This window comes from Massilia sp. UYP34, assembly GCF_056279385.1.
On record NZ_JBWBRF010000019.1, the window covers coordinates 1 to 26,685 of the forward strand.

General features: G+C 65.5%; 13 protein-coding genes. 11 read left to right on the forward strand and 2 right to left on the reverse strand.

Features of this window, described 5'->3' with window-relative positions; all coding sequences use genetic code 11:
- Nucleotides 1-130: 130 nt before the first annotated feature.
- A complete protein-coding gene (locus ACZ9AQ_RS20405; RefSeq protein ID WP_429206604.1) occupies nt 131-3,058 on the reverse strand; it encodes an alpha-L-rhamnosidase-related protein in 2,928 nt (975 codons plus the stop codon).
- On the reverse strand, nt 3,055-4,920 hold the full coding sequence (locus ACZ9AQ_RS20410; RefSeq protein WP_429206603.1) for a glycoside hydrolase family 13 protein: 1,866 nt from the start codon (nt 4,918-4,920) through the stop codon (nt 3,055-3,057). Before ACZ9AQ_RS20410 ends, ACZ9AQ_RS20405 begins: the two co-directional genes overlap by 4 nt.
- Before the next feature lie 433 nt (nt 4,921-5,353).
- Between ACZ9AQ_RS20410 and ACZ9AQ_RS20415 the strand changes: the two genes are divergently transcribed.
- The 11 genes from ACZ9AQ_RS20415 (at nt 5,354) to ACZ9AQ_RS20465 (ending at nt 26,649) form a co-directional block, all read left to right on the forward strand.
- Entirely contained in the window at nt 5,354-8,227 is a 2,874-nt protein-coding gene (locus ACZ9AQ_RS20415; protein WP_429206602.1) for a TonB-dependent receptor, read from the forward strand.
- 113 nt (nt 8,228-8,340) lie between these two features.
- Nucleotides 8,341-9,852 carry a tryptophan halogenase family protein gene (locus ACZ9AQ_RS20420; RefSeq protein ID WP_429206601.1) on the forward strand — a complete coding sequence of 504 codons (1,512 nt, stop codon included), beginning with the start codon at nt 8,341-8,343 and terminating at the stop codon, nt 9,850-9,852.
- 433 nt (nt 9,853-10,285) lie between these two features.
- Nucleotides 10,286-11,521 (forward strand): dienelactone hydrolase family protein, encoded by a 1,236-nt coding sequence (locus tag ACZ9AQ_RS20425; protein ID WP_429206600.1) that lies wholly within the window; start codon nt 10,286-10,288, stop codon nt 11,519-11,521.
- 168 nt (nt 11,522-11,689) lie between these two features.
- Complete coding sequence (gene hmpA / locus ACZ9AQ_RS20430) at nt 11,690-12,904, forward strand: NO-inducible flavohemoprotein (RefSeq protein ID WP_429206599.1); 1,215 nt, start codon at nt 11,690-11,692, stop codon at nt 12,902-12,904.
- 540 nt (nt 12,905-13,444) lie between these two features.
- Nucleotides 13,445-16,114, forward strand: a complete 2,670-nt coding sequence (locus ACZ9AQ_RS20435; RefSeq protein WP_429206598.1) for a TonB-dependent receptor — start codon at nt 13,445-13,447, stop codon at nt 16,112-16,114.
- Between the two features lie 212 nt (nt 16,115-16,326).
- Nucleotides 16,327-18,189, forward strand: coding sequence for a DEAD/DEAH box helicase (locus ACZ9AQ_RS20440; protein ID WP_429206597.1), 1,863 nt, complete (start codon nt 16,327-16,329; stop codon nt 18,187-18,189).
- 424 nt (nt 18,190-18,613) lie between these two features.
- Nucleotides 18,614-19,948, forward strand: coding sequence for an MFS transporter (locus tag ACZ9AQ_RS20445; protein WP_429206596.1), 1,335 nt, complete (start codon nt 18,614-18,616; stop codon nt 19,946-19,948).
- A 136-nt stretch (nt 19,949-20,084) separates the two neighbouring features.
- The gene (locus ACZ9AQ_RS20450) at nt 20,085-21,716 is read left to right on the forward strand and encodes an alpha-D-glucose phosphate-specific phosphoglucomutase (RefSeq protein WP_429206595.1); all 1,632 of its coding nucleotides are present in this window, start codon (nt 20,085-20,087) and stop codon (nt 21,714-21,716) included.
- Between the two features lie 35 nt (nt 21,717-21,751).
- Complete coding sequence (locus ACZ9AQ_RS20455; protein ID WP_429206594.1) at nt 21,752-23,437, forward strand: alpha-amylase family glycosyl hydrolase; 1,686 nt, start codon at nt 21,752-21,754, stop codon at nt 23,435-23,437.
- A 251-nt stretch (nt 23,438-23,688) separates the two neighbouring features.
- A complete protein-coding gene (locus ACZ9AQ_RS20460) occupies nt 23,689-25,545 on the forward strand; it encodes a putative bifunctional diguanylate cyclase/phosphodiesterase (RefSeq protein ID WP_429206593.1) in 1,857 nt (618 codons plus the stop codon).
- A gap of 78 nt (nt 25,546-25,623) precedes the next feature.
- On the forward strand, nt 25,624-26,649 hold the full coding sequence (locus ACZ9AQ_RS20465) for an alpha/beta fold hydrolase (RefSeq protein WP_429206592.1): 1,026 nt from the start codon (nt 25,624-25,626) through the stop codon (nt 26,647-26,649).
- Nucleotides 26,650-26,685 lie beyond the last annotated feature (36 nt).

Sequence of the window (26,685 nt, forward strand, 5' to 3'; positions counted from 1 at the left end):
CGGGGGGGGGGGGCGCCCCCCCCCCCCCCCCCCCCCGCCCCCCCCCCCCCCCCCCCCCCCCCCCCCCCCCCCCCCCCCCCCCCCCCCCCCGACCGAAAATGCAACGCGCAGCAGGTTTTTCGACGTGCCCTTATTTCACCCGCAGCAGCCGCACGCCGTAGATATCGAACCGGTTCGACGGCTCGGCGCCGCCGGCGCCGCTGAAGCTGCGGTTACTCTCGAGATAACTCATATTGTAGAAGTCCGTCATCTCGAGACGGTAGCTGCCCGCCTCGACGCGCGCCGCCAGCGGCGTCGAATACACGCTCGGCGTGTCCTTCTGCAGCAGCGGCGCATGCGGCAGCTGGATCACGCCCTGGGCCACGACACGGCCGCTGCCATCCTTCAGCGCCAGCCATTTCACGCCGCCGCTGATGCCCAGGTTCACCTGGTTGGCGCCGTTGTGGTAACGCACCTGGATGCGGTAGTTGCCCGGCTGCTCGATGCGGATGTCTTCGACGGCGAAGCGGTCGCCGGGCTTGCCCCAGTCCTCGAGATGGGCCTGGGTGAAGCGCGCATCGGGCGCGGTCGCCTTCAGGTTTGAGGCGACGCGGGCGTCCAGCACGGAAATCCCGATGCCCGCGTCGACGCAGCGCGGCTGGCTGTGGTGGCTGACGTTGCCGCTGTCGGTGTACAGGGCCGCCACCGCATAACAGGAGGTGGCGCCGGCGCCGGGGTCAAGCCAGGCCCCGGCCGGCAGCTTGTCGGCCACCAGCTTGCCGTCGCGGTAGACGCGGTAGCGCACGTTGGCGGCGTTGCCGTTGGCGTCGATCTGCAGGGTGACCGGGCCAGATGCCGCGCGCGCCAGGCTGTCGATGGTCGGCTCGCGCGGGCCGAAGACGGCGCTCCCCTTGTCATGGGGATTGGCGTCGACGCGGCGGATGTCGTGCCGGCCGGGCACCAGCTTACCCAGCGTGATCTCGATGCGGTTGCTGTCGGTCAGATCGATCAGGCCGATGGTGCCGGCGGCGCCGGCGACCTGCCGGCCGTTCAGGACGATGCGCTCTACCTCGTAATAGCCATCGTGCTCGCTCGCGGCAGGCAGTCGCAGGCGCACGTCGATGCGCTTGCCGTGCAGGCGCAGGTCGTGCAGCGCGATCTCGTTCGTGCCGCCGAAGGTGTCGCGGCGCAGTTTCGCCGTCACGAACGGCCGCAACGCGATGCCGTCGTCCAGCATCTGCACGCCGAACACGTTGTTGACCACCATGCCGAGATAGCCGCCGACCGACCACAGCTGGCGGCGCGAATTGATTACCGGACCGCTCAGGTCCGGATCGTGTTCGTCGAGCAGCAGCGGCTGGCCGGACAGCCATTCGAGGTTTTCCATGTTCGACAGATTGACCGCCGCCCCGCGCATCAGGGAAGCATAGGCCACGTCGGCCACCGCCGCGTTCTTGCCCTGGGCCGCCGCGCGCAGGCCATACGCGGTCACGAACGGCCAGATCGAGCGGTTGTGATACACCGGCACCCCAATCTGCTGCGGCCAGATCGTCGGGGCGCCCAGCGGGCCGTGCGGATAGCGCGCCAGGATCGAGCGCGCCTGGTCGTCGTCGGCCACGCCGCTGACGATGGCAAGCGCCTGGCCCAGCCAGTCGAACTTGTGCAGCGGCGCGTCGTCCAGGTGGCCGGCGGTGAGGCTGCTGTACATGCCCGCGTCCTTCAGCCACAGGCGCGCGTTGATCGCCCGCTTCAGGTCTTGCGCCCAGCGCGCGTAGCGCTGCGCCTTGTCCGGCTGCTGGTGCTCGCGCGCCAGCTTCGCGGCCAGGTTCAGCGCCTGGTAAACCACGACGTTGGTCGACAGCGCCTTCGAGCTCGCCATCGAGGCCAGGTCGCCCGGGATCCAGGCGGCATAGGTCTGGTCGCGCCAGTCGAGGAAGGATTCCTCGCCCGTGTACAGGCCGGACACCGGATCGAAGGCCGCCACGCGGTCGATCTCGAGCGTGTTCGACAGCGCCTTCAGGGCGCGCGCGGCAAATTGGGCACGCTCATTATTGGCGCCATTATCGGTCTCATGAGCGGGCAGGGTGCGTAGCGTCTCCTCGGCCGCCAGGGCCCAGGTCAGGCGGTCGGTGCTGACCGGCCAGCTGCCGCCGCTGCCGGTGTCCTGCACGATCTGCAGGCCGTCCGGCGTGCCCGGGACCTGGGCCGCAGCGGTGATGCCCGGGCGCCAGCCCGAGAGCTTGAAGTCCAGCGAATTGCGCACCCGCCGCGGGTCGAGCAGGGCCAGGCCCAGGTCGGCCGCATACGCCAGGTCGCGGGTCCAGACGTAGGCCCACTTTTCTCCGGTGGCGAAGCAGTCGCAGTCGATCGCCTTGCCGCCGTTGTAGTTGCCGTCGTTGATCTGGCTGACCGAATTCTGGCGCATCTCGCGGCCGGCCAGCGCGAACAGGGCGTCGAAGGCCAGGTTGCCGCTGCGTACCCGCGGCAAGCCGTCTTCTTCGGCGTATTCGACGTGCTGCGGGCCCGGATCGCGCAGCAGCATGGTGCTCGACTGGACGTAGCGGCGCAGCAGCGCGTCCGCATCCGGCGTCGAGTAGCGCACGGTTTCTACCTTGCCGTCCCAGGTCGGCCATTGCTGCGACGCCTGGGCCGCGTGGCCGGCATGCGGATCGGGGCCGGCGCCGCGCTGGGCGTCGGCGATGCGCGCCACCTTGAGCACCGGCGTCGACTTGTCGCGCGCGTCGATCGTGAAGCGGTAGGTGCCCGGCTGGCGCACGAACAGGAAGGTCTCGGGACCGGACTGCGGCTTCAGGCGGTAGTCGGTGTCGGGCTTGACGCTCGTGCTTCTATCCGGATCGATCACCCATTCAACGCCCCAGTCGCCCGTCCCCAGCTTGAAGGCATGGTTGCCGGGCATGACCTCGACGTCGGCCTGGTAGACGCCATCGCCTTGCGCCGCCAGCGGGCTGGCGGTGCCCCAGCCATTGAAGGCGCCGCGCACGTACAGGCCGTCGACGTCCTGGGCGAGGACACCGCCGCAGGAGAGCAGGGCGGCCAGGGCGATGGCATGGCGCTTCATCGCGGCGTCGCCAGTTCGAGCACGATGGCCGCGCGGGCGGGAAGCACCAGCTTCTCGCGCAGGTCGTAGGTCTTGCCGGTCAGGGCGTCGGTGCCGCTGGCCACGCCGGAGAGCATCTCGCGGAAGCGCTCGACGTCGAGCGACATCTCCTTGGCGTTGTTGTTGAAGGCGACCAGCACCTTCTTTGCATCGCGCCGGTCATCCAGATAGCGGAAGTAGACCCAGGTGTTGTCCTGCGGGCCGTAATGCATCATCTTGCCGTGATGGATGACCGGCTGGCCCTTGCGCCAGTTGGCGAGCTTGCGCACGAACTCCTGCGCATTGCGCTGCTTCGTGCTCAAGCCGACGCCCTTGAACGCGTCGACCTTGTCGCCCGCCCAGCCGCCCGGGAACGGCGTGCGGTAGGTGGCGTCGTTGCGCTCGCCGACGGCGCTGGTCATCAGGATCTCGTCGCCCGTGTAGAACTGCGGGATGCGCGGCGCCGTCATCATGAAGATCATCGCCATGCGGTACTTGTCGAAGTCTTCGCCCACTTCGCTGTAGATGCGCGACATGTCGTGGTTGTCGGCGAACAGCACCAGGTTGCCCGGCTCCGGATACAGGTAGTCGAGCGACAGCGTCTCGTAGACGTCGGTGAAGACGTTGCCGCCTTTCTTGTCGGCCAGCGCACGGCGCATCGCCTCGGCCACCGGGAAGTCCATCAGGCTTGGCGTGTAGGCCTGGTAGCCGTCGAAGTTCTGCTTGCCGCGCTGCCAGTAGGCCACCACCGGCACCTTGGTTGACCATTCCTCGCCGACCAGGTTCAGGTTCGGGTATTCCGCCATCAGGCGCTTCGTGTACTCGCTCAGGAAGGCCTTGTCCGAATAACCGAAGGTGTCGATGCGCAGCCCTGACAAGCCCGCGTACTCGATCCACCAGATATTGTTCTGGATGAGGTAATTCGCTACCTGCGGATTGGACTGGTTCATGTCGGGCATGCTCTTGACGAACCAGCCGCGCGTGAAGTTGTCGGCGTCTTCCTTCGCGCCGTACGGGTCCTGCACCGCCGTGTGGTAGTGCTGGGTCGGAACGAACTTGTCGCCGTAGTTGATCCAGTCCGGTGCCGGCAAGTCCTTCATCCACCAGTGGTGGCTGCCGATGTGCGACAGCACCACGTCCTGGATGATGCCGATGCCGCGCTTTTTCGCTTCCTGCGACAGGCGCCTGAAATCCTCGTTGCTGCCGTAGCGCGGGTCGATCCGGTACAGGTCGGTGGCCGCGTAGCCATGGTAGGAGTAGCCCGGCATATTGTTTTCGACGAGCGGCGTCGGCCACAGCTGGGTGAAGCCCAGGCCGGCCACATAGTCGAGGCGGTCGATGATGCCCTTGATGTCGCCGCCGTGGCGGCCCAGGCCGCCCTTGCGGTCGAGCCGGTCGGGCATGCCGTCGACGCTGTCGTTGGACGGGTCGCCGTTGGCGAAGCGGTCCGGCATGATCTGGTAGATCGCGTCCTTGCTGGAAAAGCCCTGGCGTTCGGCGGACCCAGCCTCGCGTTCCAGCAGGCGGTAGGTATGGCTGGCGGTGCGGTTGGCGCCCTTGAAGGCGATCTCGAAGCTGCCGGGCTTGACCTTCGGGTCGAGCGCCAGGTCGATGAACAGGTAGTTGCGGTTCGGGGTGCGGGTCACCGAGGCGATGCGCACGCCCGGATACGCCAGCGACGGCTCCAGGTCGGCGATCCTGTCGCCATACACCATCAGCTGTACCTGGGGATGCTGCATGCCGGCCCACCAGAAGGGCGGCTCCATGCGGGCGATGTCGGGGGTCTGGGCGTGAACGGCGAATGCAGCGCCGCCGAGTACGATGCTGGCGAGGAGTTGTCTCATGATATAAGGCGTCGCACCGTCACTGCTGCATAGGTAGTAAGACTACAAACCCATGCGGCCGGCATACGGCGGGGTCGCTAAGTGTTGTTGTGTTGGCGAAAGAGTACTATAGAAACCAACCAGCGCCAATCCATACACCTGCTGCGCGCTCTAGGAGAACTACAGCGTTGGTGGCCTCGCAAATCTTAAGATTTCCTTTAGAAACAACCGGAATGTCTTATTGATATGTATAAATATGCGGATTTTTGTAGCTCGGCTACAACGAGCGCGCCGCTGTTTTTTCTGAAACCTGCGATCATTGTCGATACACACAGTTTTCCGGCCGCAACATCTAGTTTTAGTACAGTTGCTCAGCCGAAGCTGATAAAAATTGTCGAGGCAACGACCCCGGCAGCGCAATGCCGCTGAGGGCTGCCTTCCACCGAGGAGACACATGAAAGCTACCGCCACCAGGCGCGCCGGCAAGTCGGCGCGTACCGCATTTCCGTTGAACCCGCTCGCCGCGGGCTGCGCCGTCCTGCTGTCGGCACTGGCCGGTCAGGCCTTCGCGCAGGCATCCGGCAGCGAAGCGCAGACCGCCGTCGCGCCGAATACCCCGACCGCGGCCGCCACCAGCGAAGTCATCGCCACCCCGGCGCCAAGCGTGTCCACCGTCACCGTGACCGGCATCCGCCAGGGCATCGAGGCGGCGATCTCGGTCAAGCGCAATTCCAATTCCATCGTCGAAGCGATTTCGGCCGAAGACATCGGCAAGCTGCCCGATTCCTCGGTGGCCGAATCGATCGCGCGCCTGCCGGGCGTGACCGCCCAGCGCAGCCGCGGCTCGGGACGCGCGTCCGAGATTTCGGTGCGCGGCCTGTCGCCGAGCTTCAACGGCACCCTGCTCAACGGCCGCGAGATGGCCTCGACCGGCAATGCCCGCAACCCCGAATTCGACCTGTTCCCGTCCGAGCTGATGGGCGGCGTGGTGATCTACAAGACCCCGGACGCGAGCGTGATCGGCCAGGGCCTGGCCGCGACCATCGATCTCAAGACCGTGCAGCCGCTCGACTTCGGCAAGCGCGTCATCGCCGTCAACTACAAGAAGAGCCGCCTGGGCGTGCGCACCGCCGAAGAGGGCGACGGCGACCGCGTCTCGCTGTCCTACATCGACCAGTTCGCCAACCGCACCATCGGCCTGGCGGTCGGCCTGACTTCGTACGACGAGACCGGCGGCGAGCAGCGCAAGTACGACGCCTGGGGCGGCAGCATCGCCGAATTGCCGTACAACGGCCAGAACGTGCGCCTGCCGCTGGGCTTCACGGCCGACACCGAAACCGGCTACCACAACCGCGACGGCGCCTTCGCTTCGCTGCAATGGCGGCCGAACCGCAACTTCCGTTCGACGGTCGACCTGTTCTATTCGGCCGGCGAGACCGGCTTCAAGCGCAGCGGCCTGGAAGGCGCGGTGGGCGCCAATACCTCGGGCCTGTACGACCCGGCCGGCGTGCTGCAGAACGTGGTGGTGCAGAACGGCGTCGCCGCCAGCGGCACCCTGACCAACTACAAGGCGGTGGTGCGCAACCACATCGAAGCGGCGAAGGACGACCTCAAGACCGTCGGCTGGAAGAACGAGCTGCGCGTGGGCGACTGGGACACCAGCGCCGACATCACCTGGTCCAAGGCGACCAAGCTGAGCTCGCGCTACGAGACCACCGCCGGCCTGCCGGGCAATGCGGCCAACCTGGACACGATCTCGTGGACGGGCTTTAACGGCGGCAACTTCACCGACATCGCCTGGCGCACCGGCCTGAATTACGCCGACCCGAACGTCGCCCAGCTCACCGACGTGAACGGCTGGTCGGGCACGGCCGACAATCCGCTGGCCCAGGCCGGCTACCTGGCCCAGCCCTACATCGACGACAAGCTCAAGGCGATCCGCCTGAACGCCAAGCGCGACGTCGAATGGGGCCCGGTCTCGGCCATCCAGTTCGGCTACAACTACACCGACCGCGAAAAGACCCGCAGCGGCGAAGAAGGCCGCCTGATGATCGCCGGCGGCGACCGCTTCGGCGCCGTGGCGATGCCGGGCGCGTCCGCGAACACGGCCGGCACCACCGGCATCCCGATCGCCACCTGGAACCCGCTCGGCTCGCTCGGCTCCGTGTATGAACTGGCGCCGAAGGTGAATGCCGACATCCTCACCAAGATGTGGGACGTCAAGGAAACCGTGCAGACCGCCTATGTGATGGGCAACCTGAACGGCGAGCTGTTCGGCCTGGAATACCGCGGCAACGTCGGCACCCAGTTCGTGCACACCAAGCAGATGGGCGGCGGCTACAACAGCGGCAACTGCACCGGCGAGACCGCCGACACCTGCCCGGTGCTGCGCGCCGCCGGCGAACACGACTACTGGGACGTGCTGCCGAGCCTGAACCTGTCGTTCGACCTGAAGAACGACCAGCTGCTGCGCATGGGCGTGGCGCAAGTGCTGTCGCGTCCTACCCTGGACGACCTGCGCGGCGGCCTCGGCTTCAGCGTCAACACCGGCGTGGCCAATCCCTTCCTGAGCGGCGGCGGCGGCAACCCGATGCTGGAACCGTTCAAGGCCAAGTCGTTCGACCTGTCGTACGAAAAATACTTCGGCAAGAAGGGCTATGTCAGCGTCGCCGGCTTCTACAAGAAGCTCGACAGCTTCATCCTGCGCACCCCGTCGGAATACGACTTCGCGCCATGGGTCACCTCGACCACGCCGCTGCCGACCACGGGCCCGTACGCCGGTTCCACCATCGGCGTGCTGAACCGTCCTGAAAACGGCGAAGGCGGCAGCATCCGCGGCTACGAGCTGGCGGTGAACATTCCGCTGGAACTGGTGAGCTCGTGGCTGGACGGCTTCGGCATCCTGGCCAACCACTCCGACACCCGTTCGAAGATCGACCTGCCGGCCCTGGGCTTCGGCAACGTGCAGGTGCCGGCGCAGTCGATCCCGCTGCCGGGCCTGTCGCGCAAGGTCAGCAACCTGCGCCTGTACTACGAAAAGAACGGCTTCCAGATCGCCGCCGCGGCGCGCAAGCGCTCGGACTTCCTGGGCCAGTCGCCGGACTTCTCGGACACGCTGCAGTACACCTTCGTGAAGGGCGAGACCATCGTCGACTTCCAGGTCTCGTACGAGATCCAGTCAGGCTTCGCCAAGGGGCTGTCGGTGTTCGCCCAGGCCAACAACTGGAACAACGCGCCGTACCAGGAATACACGGTGAGCAGCGATTCGGTCACGCGCCGCGTGGAATACGGCCGCACCTACCAGTTCGGCGCCAACTACAAGTTCTGATCGCAGGCGCGCAGGACTACAGGGCACGTCGAACAGGTGCCCTACAATGCAACCCTCGCGGCCTTCGGCCCCGGGGGTTGTTTTTCTTGAAAGAGACGGCAGGAACACAGCATATGGAAAATCAGGCAATCAGGGACATCGTGATCGTCGGCGGCGGCACCGCCGGCTGGATGACGGCGGCGGCGCTGTCGAGCATGCTGGGCGGCCGCTACAACATCCGGCTGGTCGAGTCGGATGAGATCGGCATCGTGGGCGTCGGCGAGGCGACCATTCCGATGATCCAGCGCTTCAACCGCGTGGTCGGCATCGACGAGAACGAATTCATGCGCGAGACGATGGGCAGCTTCAAGCTGGGCATCGAGTTCGTCAACTGGGGCCGGCTGGGCGAGCGCTACATGCACGGCTTCGGACGCATGGGCCAGGACCTGGCCACCGTGCCCTTCGAGCAGTACTGGCACAAGATGCGTGCGCTCGGCAAGGCCGCGCCGCTCGAGGAATACTCGATCACGCGCATGGCGGCCAAGGCCGGCAAGTTCATGCCGGCGCGCCACGACGTGCCGAATTCGCCGCTGCGCGACATCGCCTACGCCTATCACTTCGACGCCAGCCTCTACGCGAAATACCTGAGAAAACTGTCCGAGGCGCGCGGCGTAGCGCGCATCGAGGGCAGGATTGCGCGCGCGATCCAGCGCGAGCCGGACGGCTTCGTCACGGCGGTGGAGCTCGACAGCGGCCAGCGCATCGAAGGAGAATTGTTCATCGACTGCTCGGGTTTTCGGGGCCTGCTGATCGAGCAGGCGCTCGCGACCGGCTACGAGGACTGGACCGGCTGGCTGCCGGCCGACCGCGCGCTGGCCGTGCCCTGCGAATCGGCGCCGGCCATCACGCCGTTCACGCGCGCCACCGCGCACAAGTCGGGCTGGCAGTGGCGCATCCCGCTGCAGCACCGTACCGGCAACGGCCACGTCTATTGCAGCCGCTTCATCAGCGACGACGAGGCGGCGGCCACGCTGCTGGCCAACCTCGACGGCCGCGCGCTGGCCGAGCCACGCCTGATCAAGTTCCAGACCGGCATGCGCAAGCAGGCCTGGAACCGCAACGTGGTGGCGATCGGCCTGTCGGGCGGCTTCCTGGAGCCGCTCGAGTCGACCAGCATCCACCTGATCCAGTCCAGCATCGCGCGCCTGGTCGAGCTGTTCCCGGACCGCCGTTTCAGCGACGTCGACCGCGATGAATTCAACCGCCAGTCGCGTTTCGAATACGAGCGCGTGCGCGACTTCATCATCCTGCACTACCACCTGAACCAGCGCACCGATTCGGCCTACTGGCTGGAATGCGCCAACATGGCGATTCCCGAGACGCTGCGCCAGAAGATGGACCTGTACCGTTCGCGCGGCAAGGTCGTGCGGGTCGATAACGAGCTGTTCTCGGAAGTCGGCTGGCTGCAGGTGTTCGAGGGGCAGAACATGCCGCTCGACGGATATCACCCGCTGGCCGACACCCAGTCCGAGGCCGACATCGCCGAGTACATGGAGAGCGTGCGCGAGGTGATTCGCAAGTGCGTGGACGTGATGCCGTCGCATGACGGGTACATCGCGCAGCATTGCGCGGCGCGCAAAGCCTGAGCCGCAGCCGGGCCGGCACGATCCGTGCATACGGGTCAGCAGGACTTGTGGACGTCCAGGGCGCCGCGCGCGCGTAAGCGCCCGACGCATGTGACCCGCTAAAAATCCGGCCAAGGCGTCAAGTGGCATCCTGCACTCGCCGCCGCCGTCCGCTGTGTAGTACAGCCCGCTGACCTTCCATCGCCGGCCCGTGTGAGGTCCTGCGCACAGTTTCGCACGTCAACATGAGAAGGTTGACAGGCAGCCATGGCTCTACCAACCCGCTTCGGCGGGTTTCTCATTTGTACTTTCGCAAGAGTGCATGCCTCGCCGGCCTGGTATCCGATTTCACATCCCTGTGCGGGCGATCGCAGGTAGTTTTTTGTCAACGCGTTTCTGTCACAATCTGATTGGAGGCAACTGCCCTGGTTCATCATTTTATGGAGTAATACGAATGGCGCATTACATCGATATCCCGGCCAAGGACGGCTCGGGAAGCTTCAAAGGCTACCTGGCGTTGCCAAGCGGAGGCAGCGGCCCCGGACTGGTGGTGGGGCAGGAAATCTTCGGCGTCAACCAGAACATGCGCGACGTGGCCGATATGTACGCCGAAGAAGGGTATGTAGCCCTGGTGCCGGACCTGTTCTGGCGCATGCAGCCGGGCGTCGACCTGGGCTATACCGAGGAGGACTTCAAGCTTGCGCTCGGCTACTTCACCCGGCTCGACGTCGACCGCGCGGTCGAGGATATCGCGGCGGCAATCGACGCACTGCGCGGGCTGCCGCAGGTGTCGGGGCCAGGCGTGGGTTATGTCGGCTTCTGCATGGGCGGCAAGCTGGCCTACATGACCGCGGCGCGCACCGATGTCGCCTGTGCGGTGGCCTACTACGGCATGGGGATCGAGGACATGCTGGACGAGGCCGTCAACATCAAGGGCAAGCTGGTGCTGCACTTCGCCGAGAACGATGCCTACTGCGACGCTGCTGCGCGCGAGAAGATCATCAAGGGACTGGCCGGGTTGCCGAAGGCTGAGTTTTACACCTACCCCGGCGCAGACCATGCGTTCGCCCGGGTCGGCAGTATGCACTTCGATAAACCGTCGGCGCTGATGGCGCATGGCCGAACCATCGCCGCGCTCAAGGCGACGATCGGCCCGGATTTCAATTTGTCGGACCTGTGGGAGCAGCACGTGTACCAGGAGTTCGTCAAGCGTGACGTGCCGGCGACGATGGCGACCATGGTCGCCGAGCCCTACGTGAATCATATCCCGACCCTGACGGGCGGTGTCGGGTCCAGGCAGCTGGCGCGCTTCTACCAGCATCATTTCGTGCATGGCAATCCGGCGGACATGCGCATGATCCCGATTTCGCGCACGGTCGGGGCACTCCAGGTAGTCGACGAATTCATCATGTGCTTCACCCATGATCAGGAGATCGACTGGATGCTGCCGGGGGTGGCGCCAACCGGCAAATACGTCGAGATCCCGATGATCGGCATCATCAGCTTCCGTGGCGACAAGCTGTACCACGAGCATATCTACTGGGACCAGGCCAGCGTGCTGGTGCAAATCGGCCTGCTGGACCCGGCGCTGTTGCCGGTGTCCGGGATCGAGCAGGCCCGCAAGCTGCTCGACGAGACCATTCCGTCGAACCGGCTGATGGCGCGCTGGAGCAGCAGCGAAGGGCTGTAACGGGAGCGTGTGCAAGACGGCCCGGTCTGATAGAGGCGCGGCCACGTGCCCCGCAGGCTGCCGGGCCGATTCGCATGAACAATCCTGTTCCCTGGTCTGGAGTATAGTGGCCTGCCATCAGCATGTAAGCGCGGGCGAGCCGGATCTCGCACAGAGGAGGGAACAGGCATGCTTACTCAACGGACGAAAGACATCGTCAAGGCCACGGCACCGGTCCTTGCGGCGCACGGTTATGACATCATCAAGCACTTCTACCGAAGCCTGCTGAGTGCCCATCCCGAGCTGAAGAACGTCTTCAACATGCGCCACCAGGAGCGCGGGCAGCAGCAGGAGGCCCTGGCGCGTGCGGTGTATGCCTACGCCGCCAACATCGAGGATCCATCCAGCCTTGCGGCGCTGCTGGAAGGGATCGCCAACAAGCATGCCAGCCTGGACGTCAGGCCTGAGCAGTACCCGATCGTCGGAGAGCACCTGCTGGCATCGATCAAGGCCGTGCTGGGCGATGCGGCGACTGCAGACATCATCTCGGCCTGGGCGCAGGCCTACGGCAACCTGGCCGACATCCTCATGGGACGGGAGAGCGAACTGCGCGAGCGCACGGCCGAAGCACCAGGCGGCTGGGTTGGCTGGAGGGAGTTTGTCGTCACCGCCAAGCAGCCCGAGAGCGATGTCATCACGTCGTTCGTGCTGGAGCCGGCTGACGGCGGGCCGGTCGTCAACTTCGAGCCGGGGCAGTACACCAGTGTCAACGTGCCAGTGCCGCGTCTCGGGCTGCGCCAGATCCGCCAGTACAGCCTGTCCGACGCGCCGAACGGGCGCAGCTATCGCATCTCGGTCAAGCGCGAGGATGGGGTCGATCCCGGGCAGAAGGGTTATGTATCGACCCTGCTGCACGACGAGGTGCAGATTGGCGACAGGATCCAGCTCGCTGCACCGCACGGTAATTTCTTCATCGATGTCACTGCGACGACACCGGTGGTCCTGATCAGCGGCGGGGTCGGCCTGACGCCCATGATCAGCATGCTCAACCGTGTGCTGCAATCGCCGGGACGCGAGATCGTGTTCGTGCACGGCGCGCGCAACAGCGGTGTCCATGCCATGAAGGATCGTCTGCGCGTGGCAGCGGCGCAGCATCCGAACTTCAAGACCTTTATCTTCTATAACGAACCTCTGCCCCAGGACCAGGCGGGCAGGGATTTCGACTATCGCGGCCTGGTCGACATCGGCACGATCGCGGCTTCGGTCCTGCTGCCCGACGCCGACTACTACATCTGCGGCCCGATCCCGTTCATGCGGCAGCAACATGATGCCCTGATCGCGCGCGGCATCGCGGAAACACGGGTGCATTACGAGGTGTTCGGTCCGGATCTGTTCGCGGAGTAGGACAAGCCCGGTCCCGTGCCCGCGCGGCAGGTGGGCGCGCGCGGCGCTATCCCGAGCCCACGCTATGAGTGGGAATGCCCTCAATTCCGGTAAATAACCGAATTCAATAGGTAATCTTACGGGCCGCTGATCATCTGGATGATCAGCGGCCTTTTTGTTGAGCATGACCCGCAGGTCATCACAGCTTGCTTTGTAGCAAATTTTCATGACGCGCCCGGCGATCCGGACGTTCTGAATGATTTACTACGTGATATGCACTGTAATGGTGCATTAAGGAAAATATACGCCGGTTTTTAGAGCATTTGTAGCGTGACTACAGAATCGGAGAAGTTGTCATGTAGCTCATATACAACGGGAAACCCTTGAATTTACGGCCTGCTAGGCGAAAACATGCCATGATCATTGCTGCAAGTAACTCCCGTTGACAGTGCATCTAGTTTTAATACAGAATCGCGACCAACGTTGATTTTGTCGCAAAAAGCCGATCCCGACCGGCCGAGGGCTGTTTTCGGGAATACATCGTTCTATCTGAGGGGACACATGAAAAACATCGCCACCAAGCGTGCCGCATTCCAGCTGAGCCCGGTTGCCGCCGGTTGCGCCATCTTCGTCACGGTCCTGGCCGGCAGCGCGCAGGCGCAGACCGCCAGTACCGGCGAAACCGCCAACCTGAACCCGGACGCGCCGGTGACCACCGTGACCGTGACCGGCATCCGCCGCGCGATCGAAGATGCGATCGCCGTCAAGCGCGAATCGACCGGCATCGTCGAAGCCATCTCGTCGGAAGACATCGGCAAGCTGCCGGACGTGTCGATCGCCGAATCGCTGGCGCGCCTGCCGGGCCTGTCGGCCCAGCGCGTCAACGGCCAGGCCCAGTCGATCAGCATCCGCGGCACCTCGGGCGACCTGTCGACCGCGCTGCTCAACGGCCGCGAGCAGGTCACCACCAGCTCGGACCGCACCGTCGAATACGACCAGTACCCGTCGGAACTGATCAGCGCCGTCACCGTGTACAAGACCGGCGACGCCAGCGTGATCGGCCAGGGCCTGTCGGGCACGGTCGACCTGCAGACCATCAAGCCGCTGTCGCTGCGCGAGCGCGTCGTCACCGTCAACGTGCGCGGCGAAAAGAACTCGAAGGGCTCGGTCAGCGCCGGCTCGCCGGACACCGGCAGCCGCATCAGCGCCTCTTACATCGACCAGTTCGCCGACCGCACGCTCGGCGTGGCGATCGGCTATGCGCGCCAGGACAAGCCGAACGTGCACCAGCAGTTCGAGACCTGGGACTGGGTGGACGACACCAATGTCGTGCCGGGCTCGACCGTTAAAGTGCCGAAGGGCATGAAGTCGATGGCCATCACCGGCGACCAGGTGCGCGACGGCCTGATGGGCGTGCTCGAATGGCGCCCGAACCGCAACTTCAGCTCGACCTTCGACGTCTATCACTCGCGCTTCGACCAGGAAGAAATCCGCCGCGGCATCGAGATGCCGCTGAAGGATGACGGCACGGTGCGCTTCTCGAACGCGACCGTGGTCAACGGCACCGCGATCGCCGGCACCGCCAACGACGTCAATCCGGTCGTGCGCAACAACCGCATGACGCGCGACGACAAGCTGACCGCCTTCGGCTGGAACAACCGCTACAGCTCGGGCGACTGGGTCGGTATCGTCGACATCAGCCGTTCCAAGGCTGACCACAAGGAACAGCTGATCGAGATCAACGCCGGCCGCGCCGCGCGCCAGACGCTGGGCTACAGCTACCACGGCGGCACCATTCCGCAACTGTCGCTGTCGGGCGTGTACGACGATCCGTCGCAGATCGCCATCGGCGGCCAGTTCGGCGAAGGCTACGTGAACGCCCCGAACATGACCGACAAGATGACCTCGTTGCGCGTCAGCCTCGAGCGCAAGTTCGCCGACGGTCCGTTCAGCAGCCTGGAAGTCGGCTACAACCACTCCAAGCGCGAGAAGGAAAAGGAACACCTGGAGACCGGCTTCTCGAAGCTTGGCGACGGCACCTTCGCACCTAACGTGCTGAACGGCTCGCAAGGCTTGTATGCGCTCCAGAACTCGCTGAGCTGGGACATCGACGCCGTGCTGGCCAACAACTTCGGTCCGTTCACCCCGACGGTCCTGGTGCCATGGGGCGCGACCAAGAACTGGTCGATCGAAGAAAAGGTCAAGACCGGCTACGCCAAGCTGAACATCGACACCGAATTGATGGCGATGCCGCTGCGCGGCAATATCGGCATCCAGGTGATCGACACCGACCAGAGCTCGACCGCGAACACGCTGCGCGCCTGGCCGTTCGCCGATCTGGTGCCGCTCACCGACGGCAAGAAATACACCGACTACCTGCCGAGCCTGAACCTGGCCTGGAGCCTGCCCGACCAGCAGTTCATCCGTTTCGGCGCCGGCAAGACACTGGCGCGCGCCAAGCTGAACCAGCTGAACGCCGCCCTGGAAGTGGGTCTGACCGCACAGACCACCGGTACCCCATGGGGCAACGGCGGCAACGCCCAGCTCGATCCATGGCGCGCCAAGCAGGTCGACCTGTCGTACGAAAAATACTTCGGCAACAAGGGTTACATCTCGGCCGCCGGCTTCTACAAGGACCTGTCCTCGTACATCTACAGCGTGACCGTGCCGCGTGACTTCTCGGAGTACAACCTGCAGGGCGCCCTGACCAATATCGGCACCATGACCCAGCCGATGAACGGCGAAGGCGGTACCCTGAAGGGCCTGGAGTTCGCGGCCTCGGCCCCGCTGGACATGATCCACCCGATGCTGGACGGCTTCGGCATCACCGCCAACGCCTCGTTCACCAGCAGCGAAATCTCGATCGTCGACCAGCGCTTCGGCAGCCTCGCGATCCCGCTGCCGGGCCTGTCCAAGCGCGTGTTCAACGTGACCGCCTACTACGAGAAAGACGGTTTCTCGGCCCGCGTCAGCCAGCGCTACCGCAGCGACTTCGTGGGCGAAATCGGCGGCATCGGCGGCGCAACCGAGCTGACCTACGTGAAAGCTGATAAAGTAGTCGACCTGCAGCTCGGTTACGACTTCAAGCAGATCGAGGGCCTGTCGGTGCTGTTCCAGGTGAACAACCTGACCGATACCGCCTTCCGCAGCTACGCCGGCACCGAAGACCGTCCGCGCGGCTACAGCAAGTACGGCCGCCAGATGCTGCTCGGCCTGAACTACAAGCTGTAAGACACGCTGTATCATCGGCACGCCGCCCAGCGCGGCGTCTGCCAGCCCTTGCAGGTTTTGCCTGCAAGGGCTTTTTGTTTTGTTCGGATTCTGTGGTTTTGGCCCCATAATCCACGCCTGTTTAGTCCGCGCATCGTCCTATTTGGCGCCTTGCGCGGGGCGACGGTGTAAACTATCGCTTTCGTTTCTACTTATTTAAGAGCAACTCCTTTATGTCCGACACCCCAATCCCATCGTTTTCCGACCTCAATCTTTCGGCACCTGTACTGAAAGCATTGAAAGACGTCGGCTACGAAACGCCGTCGCCGATCCAGGCTGCCACCATTCCTTTGCTGCTGGAAGGGCGCGACGTGTTGGGGCAGGCCCAGACCGGGACCGGCAAGACCGCGGCCTTCGCGCTGCCGATCCTGTCGAATATCGACGTCAAGAAGACCGTGCCGCAAGCGCTGGTGCTGGCGCCGACGCGTGAACTGGCGATCCAGGTCGCCGAAGCCTTCCAGAGCTACGCTGCCCACATCAAGGGCTTCCATGTGCTGCCGATCTACGGTGGCCAGAGCTATGGCCCGCAGCTGTCGAGCCTGCGCCGCGGCGTGCACGTGGTGGTAGGCACCCCGGGCCGCGTCATCGACCACATCGAAAAGGGCTCGCTCGACCTGTCGCAGCTGACCACCCTGGTGCTCGACGAAGCCGACGAAATGCTGCGCATGGGTTTCATCGACGACGTCGAGCAGATCCTGCAGCAAACCCCGGCAGGCCGTCAGACCACGCTGTTCTCGGCGACGATGCCGCCGGCGATCAAGCGCATCGCAAAAACCTATCTGCGCGATCCGTCCGAAGTGACCGTGGCGGCCAAGACCGGCACCGCCGACAACATCAAGCAGCGTTACTGGCTGGTGGCCGGCATGCACAAGCTCGACGCGCTGACCCGCATCCTCGAGGCCGAGCCGTTCGACGGCATGATCATCTTCGCGCGCACCAAGCTGGGCACCGAAGAACTGTCGACCAAGCTGCAGGCGCGCGGCTTCGCGGCCACCGCCATCAATGGCGACATGGCCCAGCAACAGCGCGAGCGCACCATCGAGCAGCTCAAGAACGGCAAGATCGACATCCTGGTGGCGACCGACGTCGCCGCGCGCGGCCTCGACGTGGAGCGCATCAGCCACGTGATCAACTACGACGTGCCGTCCGATCCCGAGAGCTACACCCACCGCATCGGCCGCACCGGCCGGGCGGGACGCAGCGGCGACGCGATCCTGTTCATCACCCCGCGCGAGCGCGGCCTGCTCAAGGCGATCGAGCGCGCCACCCGCCAGCCGGTTGCTCCGCTCGAGCTGCCGACCGTCAAGGCGGTCAATGAAGTGCGCATCACCCGCTTCAAGGACCAGATCCGCGCTACGCTGGCCGAAGGCGGCCTGGACGTGTTCCGTTCGCTGATCGAAGACGTCGAGCGTGAAGACAATGTGCCGGCGATCGATATCGCGGCCGCGCTGGCCAAGCTGGCGCGCGGCGACGAACCGCTGCTGCTGCAAAAGCCCGACCGTGACGCGCGTCCTGAGTTCGTGCCGTCGCAACGCGAATTCGGGCAAGAGCGCAGTGGCGGCCAGGAGCGTGCGCCGCGCGCGCCGCGTGGCGACTGGGAAGAGCGTCCGGCGCGTCCCGCACGCGAACCGGGCTTCAAGAAAGAGCGGGTGATGCGCGACCCCGAGCCGGGCATGGCCACCTTCCGCATCGAAGTCGGCTTCGCCCATGGCGCCAAGCCGGGCAATATCGTCGGCGCGATCGCCAACGAAGCCAATATCCCGTCCAAGCATATCGGCCGCATCGAGATCTATGACGATTACTCGACACTGGACCTGCCGGACGACATGCCGAAGGACCTGGTGGATCACCTCAAGACCGTCTGGGTCGCGGGCCGCCAGCTCGCCATCACGCGCGACGGCGAAACGCCGGCCGGGGCCGGCAATGCCGCGGCGCCGAAAAAACCGTACGCCGCCAAGAAGGGCGTCGAACGTCGTCTGAACGAAAAAGCGGCGCCCGGCAAGAAGCCGCATCGCAAGGGGCCGAGCCAGGGCTGACCTTGTCACCCGCTGCTCGAACACGTCGTTCCCGCGAAGGCGGGAACCCAAGCACGTCGAATCGCTGCAAGTGCCTAACGCCGGCGGTCTGCATGCAAACTGGGGTTCCCGCCTTCGCGGGAACGACGTGCGTGGGCGGGAGGCCAGGATTCCAGTCACGGTGTTCTGTTGTTTGACTACAAAACCCTGTATTTACCGTTAGGTGGCGCGGCGTTCGCACTATGGGAACGTCGCGATTGACACCTAGAAATCACCATGTTATTTTGCTACAGATTCGCTAGCCGGACTGTAGTCGTCGTTTTTCGTCCCTTCCGGCCCCGCGCCGCATCCTGCACAAGGCATCATTGGCACGCTCATGATCGGGCGGCCATGCAGTCACATACGAAAAAAGCCCGCTGACGTCGGGCCAGATTGGGGACACACAATGGATATGCAACCGGCCGTGCTCAAGCCACGCCTGTCGTTCTGGCAACTGTGGAACATGAGCTTCGGTTTCTTCGGCATCCAGTTCGGCTTCGCGCTGCAGAACGCCAACACCAGCCGCATCTTCGCCACGCTCGGCGCCGACCCCGACAACCTGGCCCTGTACTGGCTGGCCGCGCCGGTCACGGGCCTCCTGGTTCAGCCCATCATCGGCTACCTGAGCGACAATACCTGGCACCCGAAATGGGGCCGCCGCCGTCCGTTCTTCTTCATCGGCGCCGTGCTGGCCGCGATCGCGCTGTTCCTGATGCCGAACTCCACCGCGCTGTGGATGGCGGTCGCCGTGCTGTGGATGATGGACGCGGCCATCAACGTGTCGATGGAGCCGTTCCGCGCCTTCGTGGGCGACAAGCTCGACCCGGCCCAGCAGACCGCGGGTTACGCGATGCAGACCTTCTTCATCGGCTGCGGCGCCGTCATCGCGTCCTTGCTGCCGACCTTCTTCGAAAGCATGGGCGTGTCCAACGCCGCCGTCGGCGGCGTGATCCCGGACACCGTGCGCTACTCGTTCTACGCCGGCGGCCTGGTGTTCTTCCTGGCCGTGAGCTGGACCGTGCTGTTTTCGACCGAACTGCCGCCGCCCGACATGGACGCCTTCCACAAGGAGCGCAAGGCCTCGCGCGGCATGGGCACGATGTTCGTCGAGATCCTGGGCGGCTTCGGCAAGATGCCGCGCACCATGGTGCAGCTGGCCTTCGTGCAGTTCTTCACCTGGATCGCGCTGTTCGCGATGTGGATCTATACCGGCACTGCGATCGCCGACAACGTCTACGGCACCCTTGATGCGCAATCGAGCGCCTATCAGGACGCCGGCAACTGGGTCGGCATCATGTTCGCGGTCTACAGCGGCGTGTCGGCGCTGGCCGCCTTCATCCTGCCGGTGTTCGCCCGCGCCACCAGCCGCAAGACCGTGCATGCCACCTGCCTGGTCATCGGCGGCCTGTCGCTGGCCAGCATGTTCCTGATCACCGACAAACAGACGCTGGTGCTGCCGATGATCGGCATCGGTATCGCCTGGGCCTCGATCCTGACCATGCCGTATGCGATCCTGGCGGGTTCCCTGCCGGCCAAGCGCATGGGTTACTTCATGGGCCTGTTCAACTTCTTCGTCGTGATCCCGCAGATCGTCAGCGGCCTGCTGCTGGGCAGCATCACCAAGCACCTGTTCGACGGCCATGCGGTGCTGACCCTGGTGCTGGGCGGCGTCTGCATGCTGATCGCGGCGGTGCTGACCCTGTTCGTCACCGACAAGGCGGCGCCGGTCGCGAAGGCCTGATCCACGCTGTTTCCAGCACTGCGCGCCGTCATTTTCGCGGCTGTCGTATCGTAATGTTTTACTAACATATTCACCCGCGGCCGAGCCGGCCCCGGGTGCTTGTGTGAGCACAAACTTACCCAGACAGGAGCACAGCATGACCATCCAGACCGTCGCGACCACCCCGTTCGCCGGGCAGCGTCCCGGCACCTCGGGCCTGCGCAAGAAGGTGTCCGAATTCCAGCAGCCCGGCTACCTCGAGAATTTTGTCGAATCCATCTTCCTGACCCTGGGCGAGGGCAAGTGCCGTCACCTGGTGGTGGGCGGCGACGGCCGCTATTTCAATCGCGAGGCGATCCAGACCATCCTGCGCATGGCCGCCGCGCACGGCGTCGAGAAGGTGCTGGTGGGCCGTGGCGGCATCCTGTCGACGCCGGCGGTGAGCTGCGTGATCCGCAAGCACGCCTGCGACGGCGGCATCGTGCTGTCGGCCAGTCACAACCCGGGCGGTCCCGAGGGCGACTTCGGCATCAAGTACAACATCGAGAACGGCGGCCCGGCGCCCGAAAAGATCACCGACGCCATCTACGAGCACACCAGGACGCTGACGCAATACCGCATCGTCGATGCGCCGGCGGTGGATCTCGACAAGCTGGGCAGCGCCCGCATCGGGAACATGACGATCGAGGTGATCGATCCGGTGGCCGATTACGCCGAGCTGATGGCGCGCCTGTTCGACTTCGGTGCGATCCGCGCGCTGTTCGCGAGCGGCTTCCGGATGCGCTTCGACGCCATGCACGCGGTCTCGGGACCGTACGCCAGGGCGGTGCTGGAAGACATGCTCGGCGCGCCCGCCGGCACGGTGGTCAACGGCCAGCCGCTGGAAGATTTCGGCGGCGGCCATCCCGACCCGAACCCGGTCAATGCGGCCGACCTGATCGCGGCGATGGCGGGGCCGGATGCGCCCGACTTCGGCGCCGCCTCGGACGGCGACGGCGACCGCAACATGATCGTGGGCCGCGGCATCGCCGTCACGCCGTCGGACAGCCTGGCCATCATCGCCGCCAACGCCACCGTGGCGCCGGGCTACGCGGGCGGCATCAAGGGCATCGCACGCTCGATGCCGACGTCGCAGGCGGCCGACCGCGTGGCCGATGCGCTCGGGATTTCCTGCTTCGAGACGCCCACCGGCTGGAAGTACTTCGGCAACCTGATGGACGCCAACCTCGTTACCCTGTGCGGCGAGGAGAGCTATGGCACCGGCTCCATCCACATCCGCGAGAAGGACGGCCTGTGGGCGGTGCTGTTCTGGCTCAACCTGCTGGCCGTTCGCCGCCAGTCGGTCGAACAGATCCTGCGCGCGCACTGGGCCCGCTTCGGCCGCAACTATTACTCGCGCCACGATTACGAGGCGGTCGACGCCTCGGTGGCGGCCGACATGATGGACGCCCTGCGCGCGCGCCTGCCAGAGCTGGCCGGCCAGAAGCTTGACGGCCACCACGTGGCGCAGGCCGACGACTTCGAATACAACGACCCGGTCGACAACTCGCGCTCCACCGGACAGGGCGTGCGCATCATCATGAGCGACGGTTCGCGCATCGTGTTCCGGCTGTCCGGCACCGGCACCGAGGGCGCCACCGTCCGTCTCTACCTCGAACGCTACGAAGCCGATCCGGCGCGTCACGACCTCGACACCCAGCAAGCCCTGCAGGGCTTGATCGCCGTCGCCGAGGACGTGTCCGGCCTGCGCCGGCGCACCGGCCGCAACGAACCCACCGTCATCACCTGACACCCACCCACCTCGATCCACCTACAGGAAACCGCATGAAACTACCCGTCCTTGCCGCCTCCATGTTGCTCGCCTTTGGCGCAATGTCGTCCGCAGTGGCGCAGACCCCTGCCCAGACCAGCGCTCCGGCCGGAAAACCCTTCGTCTGGGAGAACGCGACCGTCTATTTCCTGCTGACGGACCGCTTCAACAACGGCAATCCGGCCAACGACAACGCATATGGCCGCAAGGATGACGCCGCGACGATGCGCGGCTTCATGGGCGGCGACATCGCCGGCATCACGGCGAAGATCAAGGAAGGGTATTTCAGCGACCTGGGCGTGAACGCGATCTGGTTCACGCCGGTCGTCGAGCAGATCCACGGCTCGACCGACGAGGGCACCGGCAAGAGCTATGGTTTCCACGGCTACTGGGCGAAGGACTTCACCGCGCTGGACGCGGCCTTCGGCACCGAGGCCGAGCTCAAGGAGCTGGTCGACACGGCGCATGCGAACGGCATCCGCATCGTGTTCGACGTGGTGATGAACCACACCGGCCCGGTGACGCCGCAGGATCCGGTGTGGCCGGCTTCGTGGGTGCGCACCGGCCCGCAGTGCACCTACAAGGACGCGCGCACCACGGTCGATTGCACGCTGGTGGCGAACCTGCCGGACTTCCTCACCAACAGCAATGCCGGCGTCGCGCTGCCGCCGCACCTGGCGGCGAAATGGAAGAAGGAAGGGCGCTACGAGCGCGAGGTCAAGGAACTGGACGACTTCTTCAAGCGCACCGGCTATCCGCGCGCGCCGCGCTACTACCTGATGAAGTGGCAAGCGGACTGGGTGCGCAAGTACGGCATCGACGGTTTTCGCGCCGACACCGTCAAGCACACCGAGCCTGGCCTGTGGAAGGAACTCAAGAAAGAGGCCAGCCTCGCGCTCGAAGACTGGAAGCGCGCCAATCCGGACAAACGCCTGGGCGACGACAAATTCTGGATGGTGTCCGAGGTCTACAACTACGAGATCAAACACGCGCGCAAGTTCGACCTGGGCGGCGGACAGTACGTGGACTACCTGGATCAGGGCTTCGACAGCATGATCAGCTTCAGCCTGCGCAGCGACGCGAAGCAGCCTTACGAAAAGATCTTCTCGGATTATTCGAAGATCCTGCAAGGCGAGATGAAGGGCTATTCGGTGCTGAACTACATCAGCTCGCACGACGACGGCAGCCCCTTCGATCCGCTGCGCGAGCGTCCGTTCGAATCGGCCAACAAGCTGCTGCTGGCGCCGGGCGCCGCCCAGATCTACTACGGCGACGAGACCGCGCGCATCCTGCGCGTCGACGGCGCCGTGGGCGACGCCACCCTGCGTTCGTTCATGAACTGGGACGAGCTGAAGTCGAACGCGCAGCGCGGCATGCACCGCGTGGCCGACATCCGCGCGCACTGGGCGCGCCTGGGACGCTTCCGCGCCGCCCATCCGGCGGTTGGCGCGGGCGTGCACCAGATGATCAGTCACAGCCCGTACACCTTCAAGCGCACCTGGGAAAAGAACGGCGTGAGCGACCGCGTGGTGGTGGCGCTCGACCTGCCGGGCGGCCAGCCGGCGCAGATCCAGGTCGGCGGCGTGTTCCATGACGGCGCCACCGTGCGCGACTGGTACACCGGCAAGACCGCGGTGGTCAAGGGCGGCAAGGTGCAGTTCGACACCGCCGCCCCGGTGGCGCTGATCGCCCAGGACTAATCTCCCCCCCGGAGGGGCGCGCGGCGACGCCTGTCGCCGTGCGCCTTCCCGGCGCATTGCGTCATGCACGCTGCATGATTTCCTGCCGCGCGGAATTCCCGGCGGCGCCGCGTTGCCTGCGCGCGAATACTGCTAAGCTGACAACATATTCATGTTTCGTGGACCAGCCGCCAATGAGCGCGCGGCCGCGGCGCGTCGATGCCAATCGACGCGAGAGGGGAGGGAATGTGCGCAGCATGAGCAGAGCAGGAATGTTTTATCGCCTGGTGCGGGGCCGGGAGCACCAGCGGGCAGAGAGCGGCGCGCCGCCACCGGGCCTGGATCCGCTGGGCGACGACGATGGCGACGTCTTGAGCGAATCGCCCGACCCCAAGCTCGACTACATTACGCGCCTGGCCGTGCAGGCCTGCGGCGCCGAGATCGGCGGCATCAGCCTGATGTTCAAGTCGCGCATCTGGCTGCCGTCGCGCATCGGCATCCAGGACAGCTTCTTTCCGCGCAAAGGTTCGTTCTGCGAACGCGCGGTGGACCAGGGCGGCGGCTGGTTCGAAGTGACCGACGCCAGCCGCGATCCGCGCTTCGCGTCCAATCCGCTGGTGGCCGGGACGCCGTACTGCCGCCACTACGCCGCCATTCCCCTGCGCGGCGAGAGCGAGAATCTGCTGGGCAACCTGTGGGTGATGGGCGCCGCCCCGCGCGCACTCGACCTCGCCCAGGTTGCCCAGCTGCGGCTGCTGGGACGCATCGCGGCCGACCTGCTCGAACTGCGCTACTGCGATCCCATCACCGGCATGTTCAACCGCGCGGTGTTCCTGCATCACCTGGAACGCCTGCTGCTGGAAGAAGATGGCGCGCGGGTCACTGTCGGCATGGTCGACCTGATCGGGTTTCGCCAGGTGAACGACCTGTTCCGGCGCGAGACGGGCGACCGTATCCTGCGCCTGATGGGCAAGCGCATCGAACACTGGGCCGACGGCGCGCTGCTCGGCCACCTGGGGGGCGACCAGTTCGCGTTCGCGCTGGCGTCGCCCGCGGGGACGCCGCCCGGGGAGCACGCGACTCGCGTCGAACGGCTGTGCGCCACCATCGACCTGCCGTTCGAGGTCGAGCCGGGCTGCATGCACACCCTGCATGCGCGCATCGGCATCCGGCGCCAGTACCTGCCGTGCGAAGAAAGCGCCGACGGCCTGCTGGATGCCGCCGACATCGCCGTGTCTTCGATCCGCCGGCAGCATGGATCGAGCGCCGTGCACGAATACGACGCGACGCTGATGGCGCGCGCGCGCCTGCGCTACGAGCTGCGCGAAGCGATCCGCGGCGCGCTGCGCTTCGGCTGTCTGGAAGTGCATTACCAGCCGCAGGTCGACATCGCCCGCGGCCGCCTGATCGGGCTCGAGGCGCTGGTGCGCTGGCGCCATCCGGCGTACGGCCTGGTGGGGCCGGCGATGTTCGTGCCGCAGGCCGAGAGTTCGGGCCGCATCTTCGAGCTCGACATGCACGTGCTCGAACTGGTCTGCCACGACCTGATGGCCTGGCGCGCGCGCGGCCTGGCGCCGCCGCCGGTGGCGCTGAACTTCTCGCGCGCCTCGCTGATGCACACCCAGATCTTCGCGCGCCTGGCCGAGATCCTGCAGGCGACCGGCGTGCCGGGCGAGCTGCTCGAATTCGAGGTCACCGAGAGCCTGCTGCTCGATTCGCCGCAATTGCTGCACCAGCGCGTGTCGGCGCTGCGCGCGCTCGGCGTGCGGGTCGCGGTCGACGATTTCGGCACCGGCTATTCGAACCTCGATGCGCTCACCAGCTTTCCCTTCGACCGCCTCAAGGCCGACCGCCGCTTCGTGCACGGCGTGGCGAGCGACGCCCGCACGGCCGGCGTGTTCGCCCTGATCCAGGGCGTGGCCGCGGTGTTCGACGCCGAGCTGCTGTGCGAGGGCCTGGAGGACGAGGCCGACCTGTCGTGGCTGGCCGAGCGCGGCGTGCACTGCGTGCAGGGCTGGTACTTCAGCCGCGCGCTGCCGGTCCAGGCGATCGAGCGCGTCCTGCGGCGCTTCCAGGAGGCGCAGGATGCGCCGCTGTCGGTGCCCGCGATGCGCGCCTTGCTGGCTTGACGATGGCCTGGCCTGCTGCATGGCGAATCGGCGGCGATCCGGTAGACTGGTGGTTCCGTCAACTTTGCATCGATCGCCATGCCCGTCTTTACACGTATCGCCCGCGCCGTCGCGGGAATGGGGCTCGCGCTGGCGCTGCTGCCGGCCCAGGCCCTTGCCCAATCCGCGTCCGAGCCGGTCTACGGCCCCGAGCTGGAAGAGTTCGCCTACCCCGAACCGACGCAGCAATACCGCTTCACGTCCCAGGGCGTCGATCTCCAGATGACCTATATGGACGTCAAGCCGGCCAGCCCGAATGGCCGCACCGTGGTGCTCATGCACGGCAAGAACTTCTGCGGCGCAACCTGGGAAGGCACCACCAGGGCCCTGGCCCAGGCCGGTTACCGCGTCGTGGTGCCCGACCAGATCGGCTTTTGCAAGTCGACCAAGCCGCGCCACTACCAGTACAGCTTCCAGCAACTGGCCGACAATACCCGCAAGCTGCTCGAGTCGATCGGCGTGAAAAAGGCGATCGTCATCGGCCACTCGACCGGCGGCATGCTCGCCACGCGCTATGCGCTGATGTACCCGGACGCGACCGACCAGCTGGTGATGGTGAACCCGATCGGCCTGGAAGACTGGAAGACCCTGGGCGTGCCGTCGCTGGGGGTGGACAAATGGTACGAGCGCGAGCTGAAGACCTCGGCCGAGCGCGTGCGCGAATACGAGCGCACCACCTATTACAACGGCCAGTGGAAGCCGGAGTACGAGGTGTGGGTGCAGATGCTCGTCGGTATGTACCGCGGCAAGGGCAAGGAGATCGTGGCCTGGAATTCGGCGCTGATCTACGACATGATCTATACGCAGCCGGTGGTCTATGAGTTTCCGCTCATCAAAGTGCCGACCTTCCTGTTGATGGGCCTGAAGGACACCACCGCGATCGGCAAGGACGCGGCCCCGGCCGGGATCCGCCCGAAGCTCGGCAACTACCCGGTGCTGGCCCGGAAGACGAAGGAAGCGATTCCCGGCGCGACGCTGGTGACCTTCCCCGAGATGGGACATGCGCCGCAGATGCAGGATCCGGTCAAGTTCCACAAGGCGCTGCTCGAAGGGCTGGTGCGCTGAGCGAGCCGGTGCCGCCCTGGGCGGCCTGGTGACAGG

Coding starts and splice junctions, on each gene's coding strand:
- ACZ9AQ_RS20455 (WP_429206594.1), top strand. CDS start 21,752: ATGAAACTACCCGTCCTTGCCGCCTCCATGTTGCTCGCCTTTGGCGCA.
- ACZ9AQ_RS20405 (WP_429206604.1), bottom strand. CDS start 3,058: ATGAAGCGCCATGCCATCGCCCTGGCCGCCCTGCTCTCCTGCGGCGGT.
- hmpA (WP_429206599.1), top strand. CDS start 11,690: ATGCTTACTCAACGGACGAAAGACATCGTCAAGGCCACGGCACCGGTC.
- ACZ9AQ_RS20440 (WP_429206597.1), top strand. CDS start 16,327: ATGTCCGACACCCCAATCCCATCGTTTTCCGACCTCAATCTTTCGGCA.
- ACZ9AQ_RS20435 (WP_429206598.1), top strand. CDS start 13,445: ATGAAAAACATCGCCACCAAGCGTGCCGCATTCCAGCTGAGCCCGGTT.
- ACZ9AQ_RS20460 (WP_429206593.1), top strand. CDS start 23,689: ATGTTTTATCGCCTGGTGCGGGGCCGGGAGCACCAGCGGGCAGAGAGC.
- ACZ9AQ_RS20425 (WP_429206600.1), top strand. CDS start 10,286: ATGGCGCATTACATCGATATCCCGGCCAAGGACGGCTCGGGAAGCTTC.
- ACZ9AQ_RS20450 (WP_429206595.1), top strand. CDS start 20,085: ATGACCATCCAGACCGTCGCGACCACCCCGTTCGCCGGGCAGCGTCCC.
- ACZ9AQ_RS20445 (WP_429206596.1), top strand. CDS start 18,614: ATGGATATGCAACCGGCCGTGCTCAAGCCACGCCTGTCGTTCTGGCAA.
- ACZ9AQ_RS20410 (WP_429206603.1), bottom strand. CDS start 4,920: ATGAGACAACTCCTCGCCAGCATCGTACTCGGCGGCGCTGCATTCGCC.
- ACZ9AQ_RS20415 (WP_429206602.1), top strand. CDS start 5,354: ATGAAAGCTACCGCCACCAGGCGCGCCGGCAAGTCGGCGCGTACCGCA.
- ACZ9AQ_RS20465 (WP_429206592.1), top strand. CDS start 25,624: ATGCCCGTCTTTACACGTATCGCCCGCGCCGTCGCGGGAATGGGGCTC.
- ACZ9AQ_RS20420 (WP_429206601.1), top strand. CDS start 8,341: ATGGAAAATCAGGCAATCAGGGACATCGTGATCGTCGGCGGCGGCACC.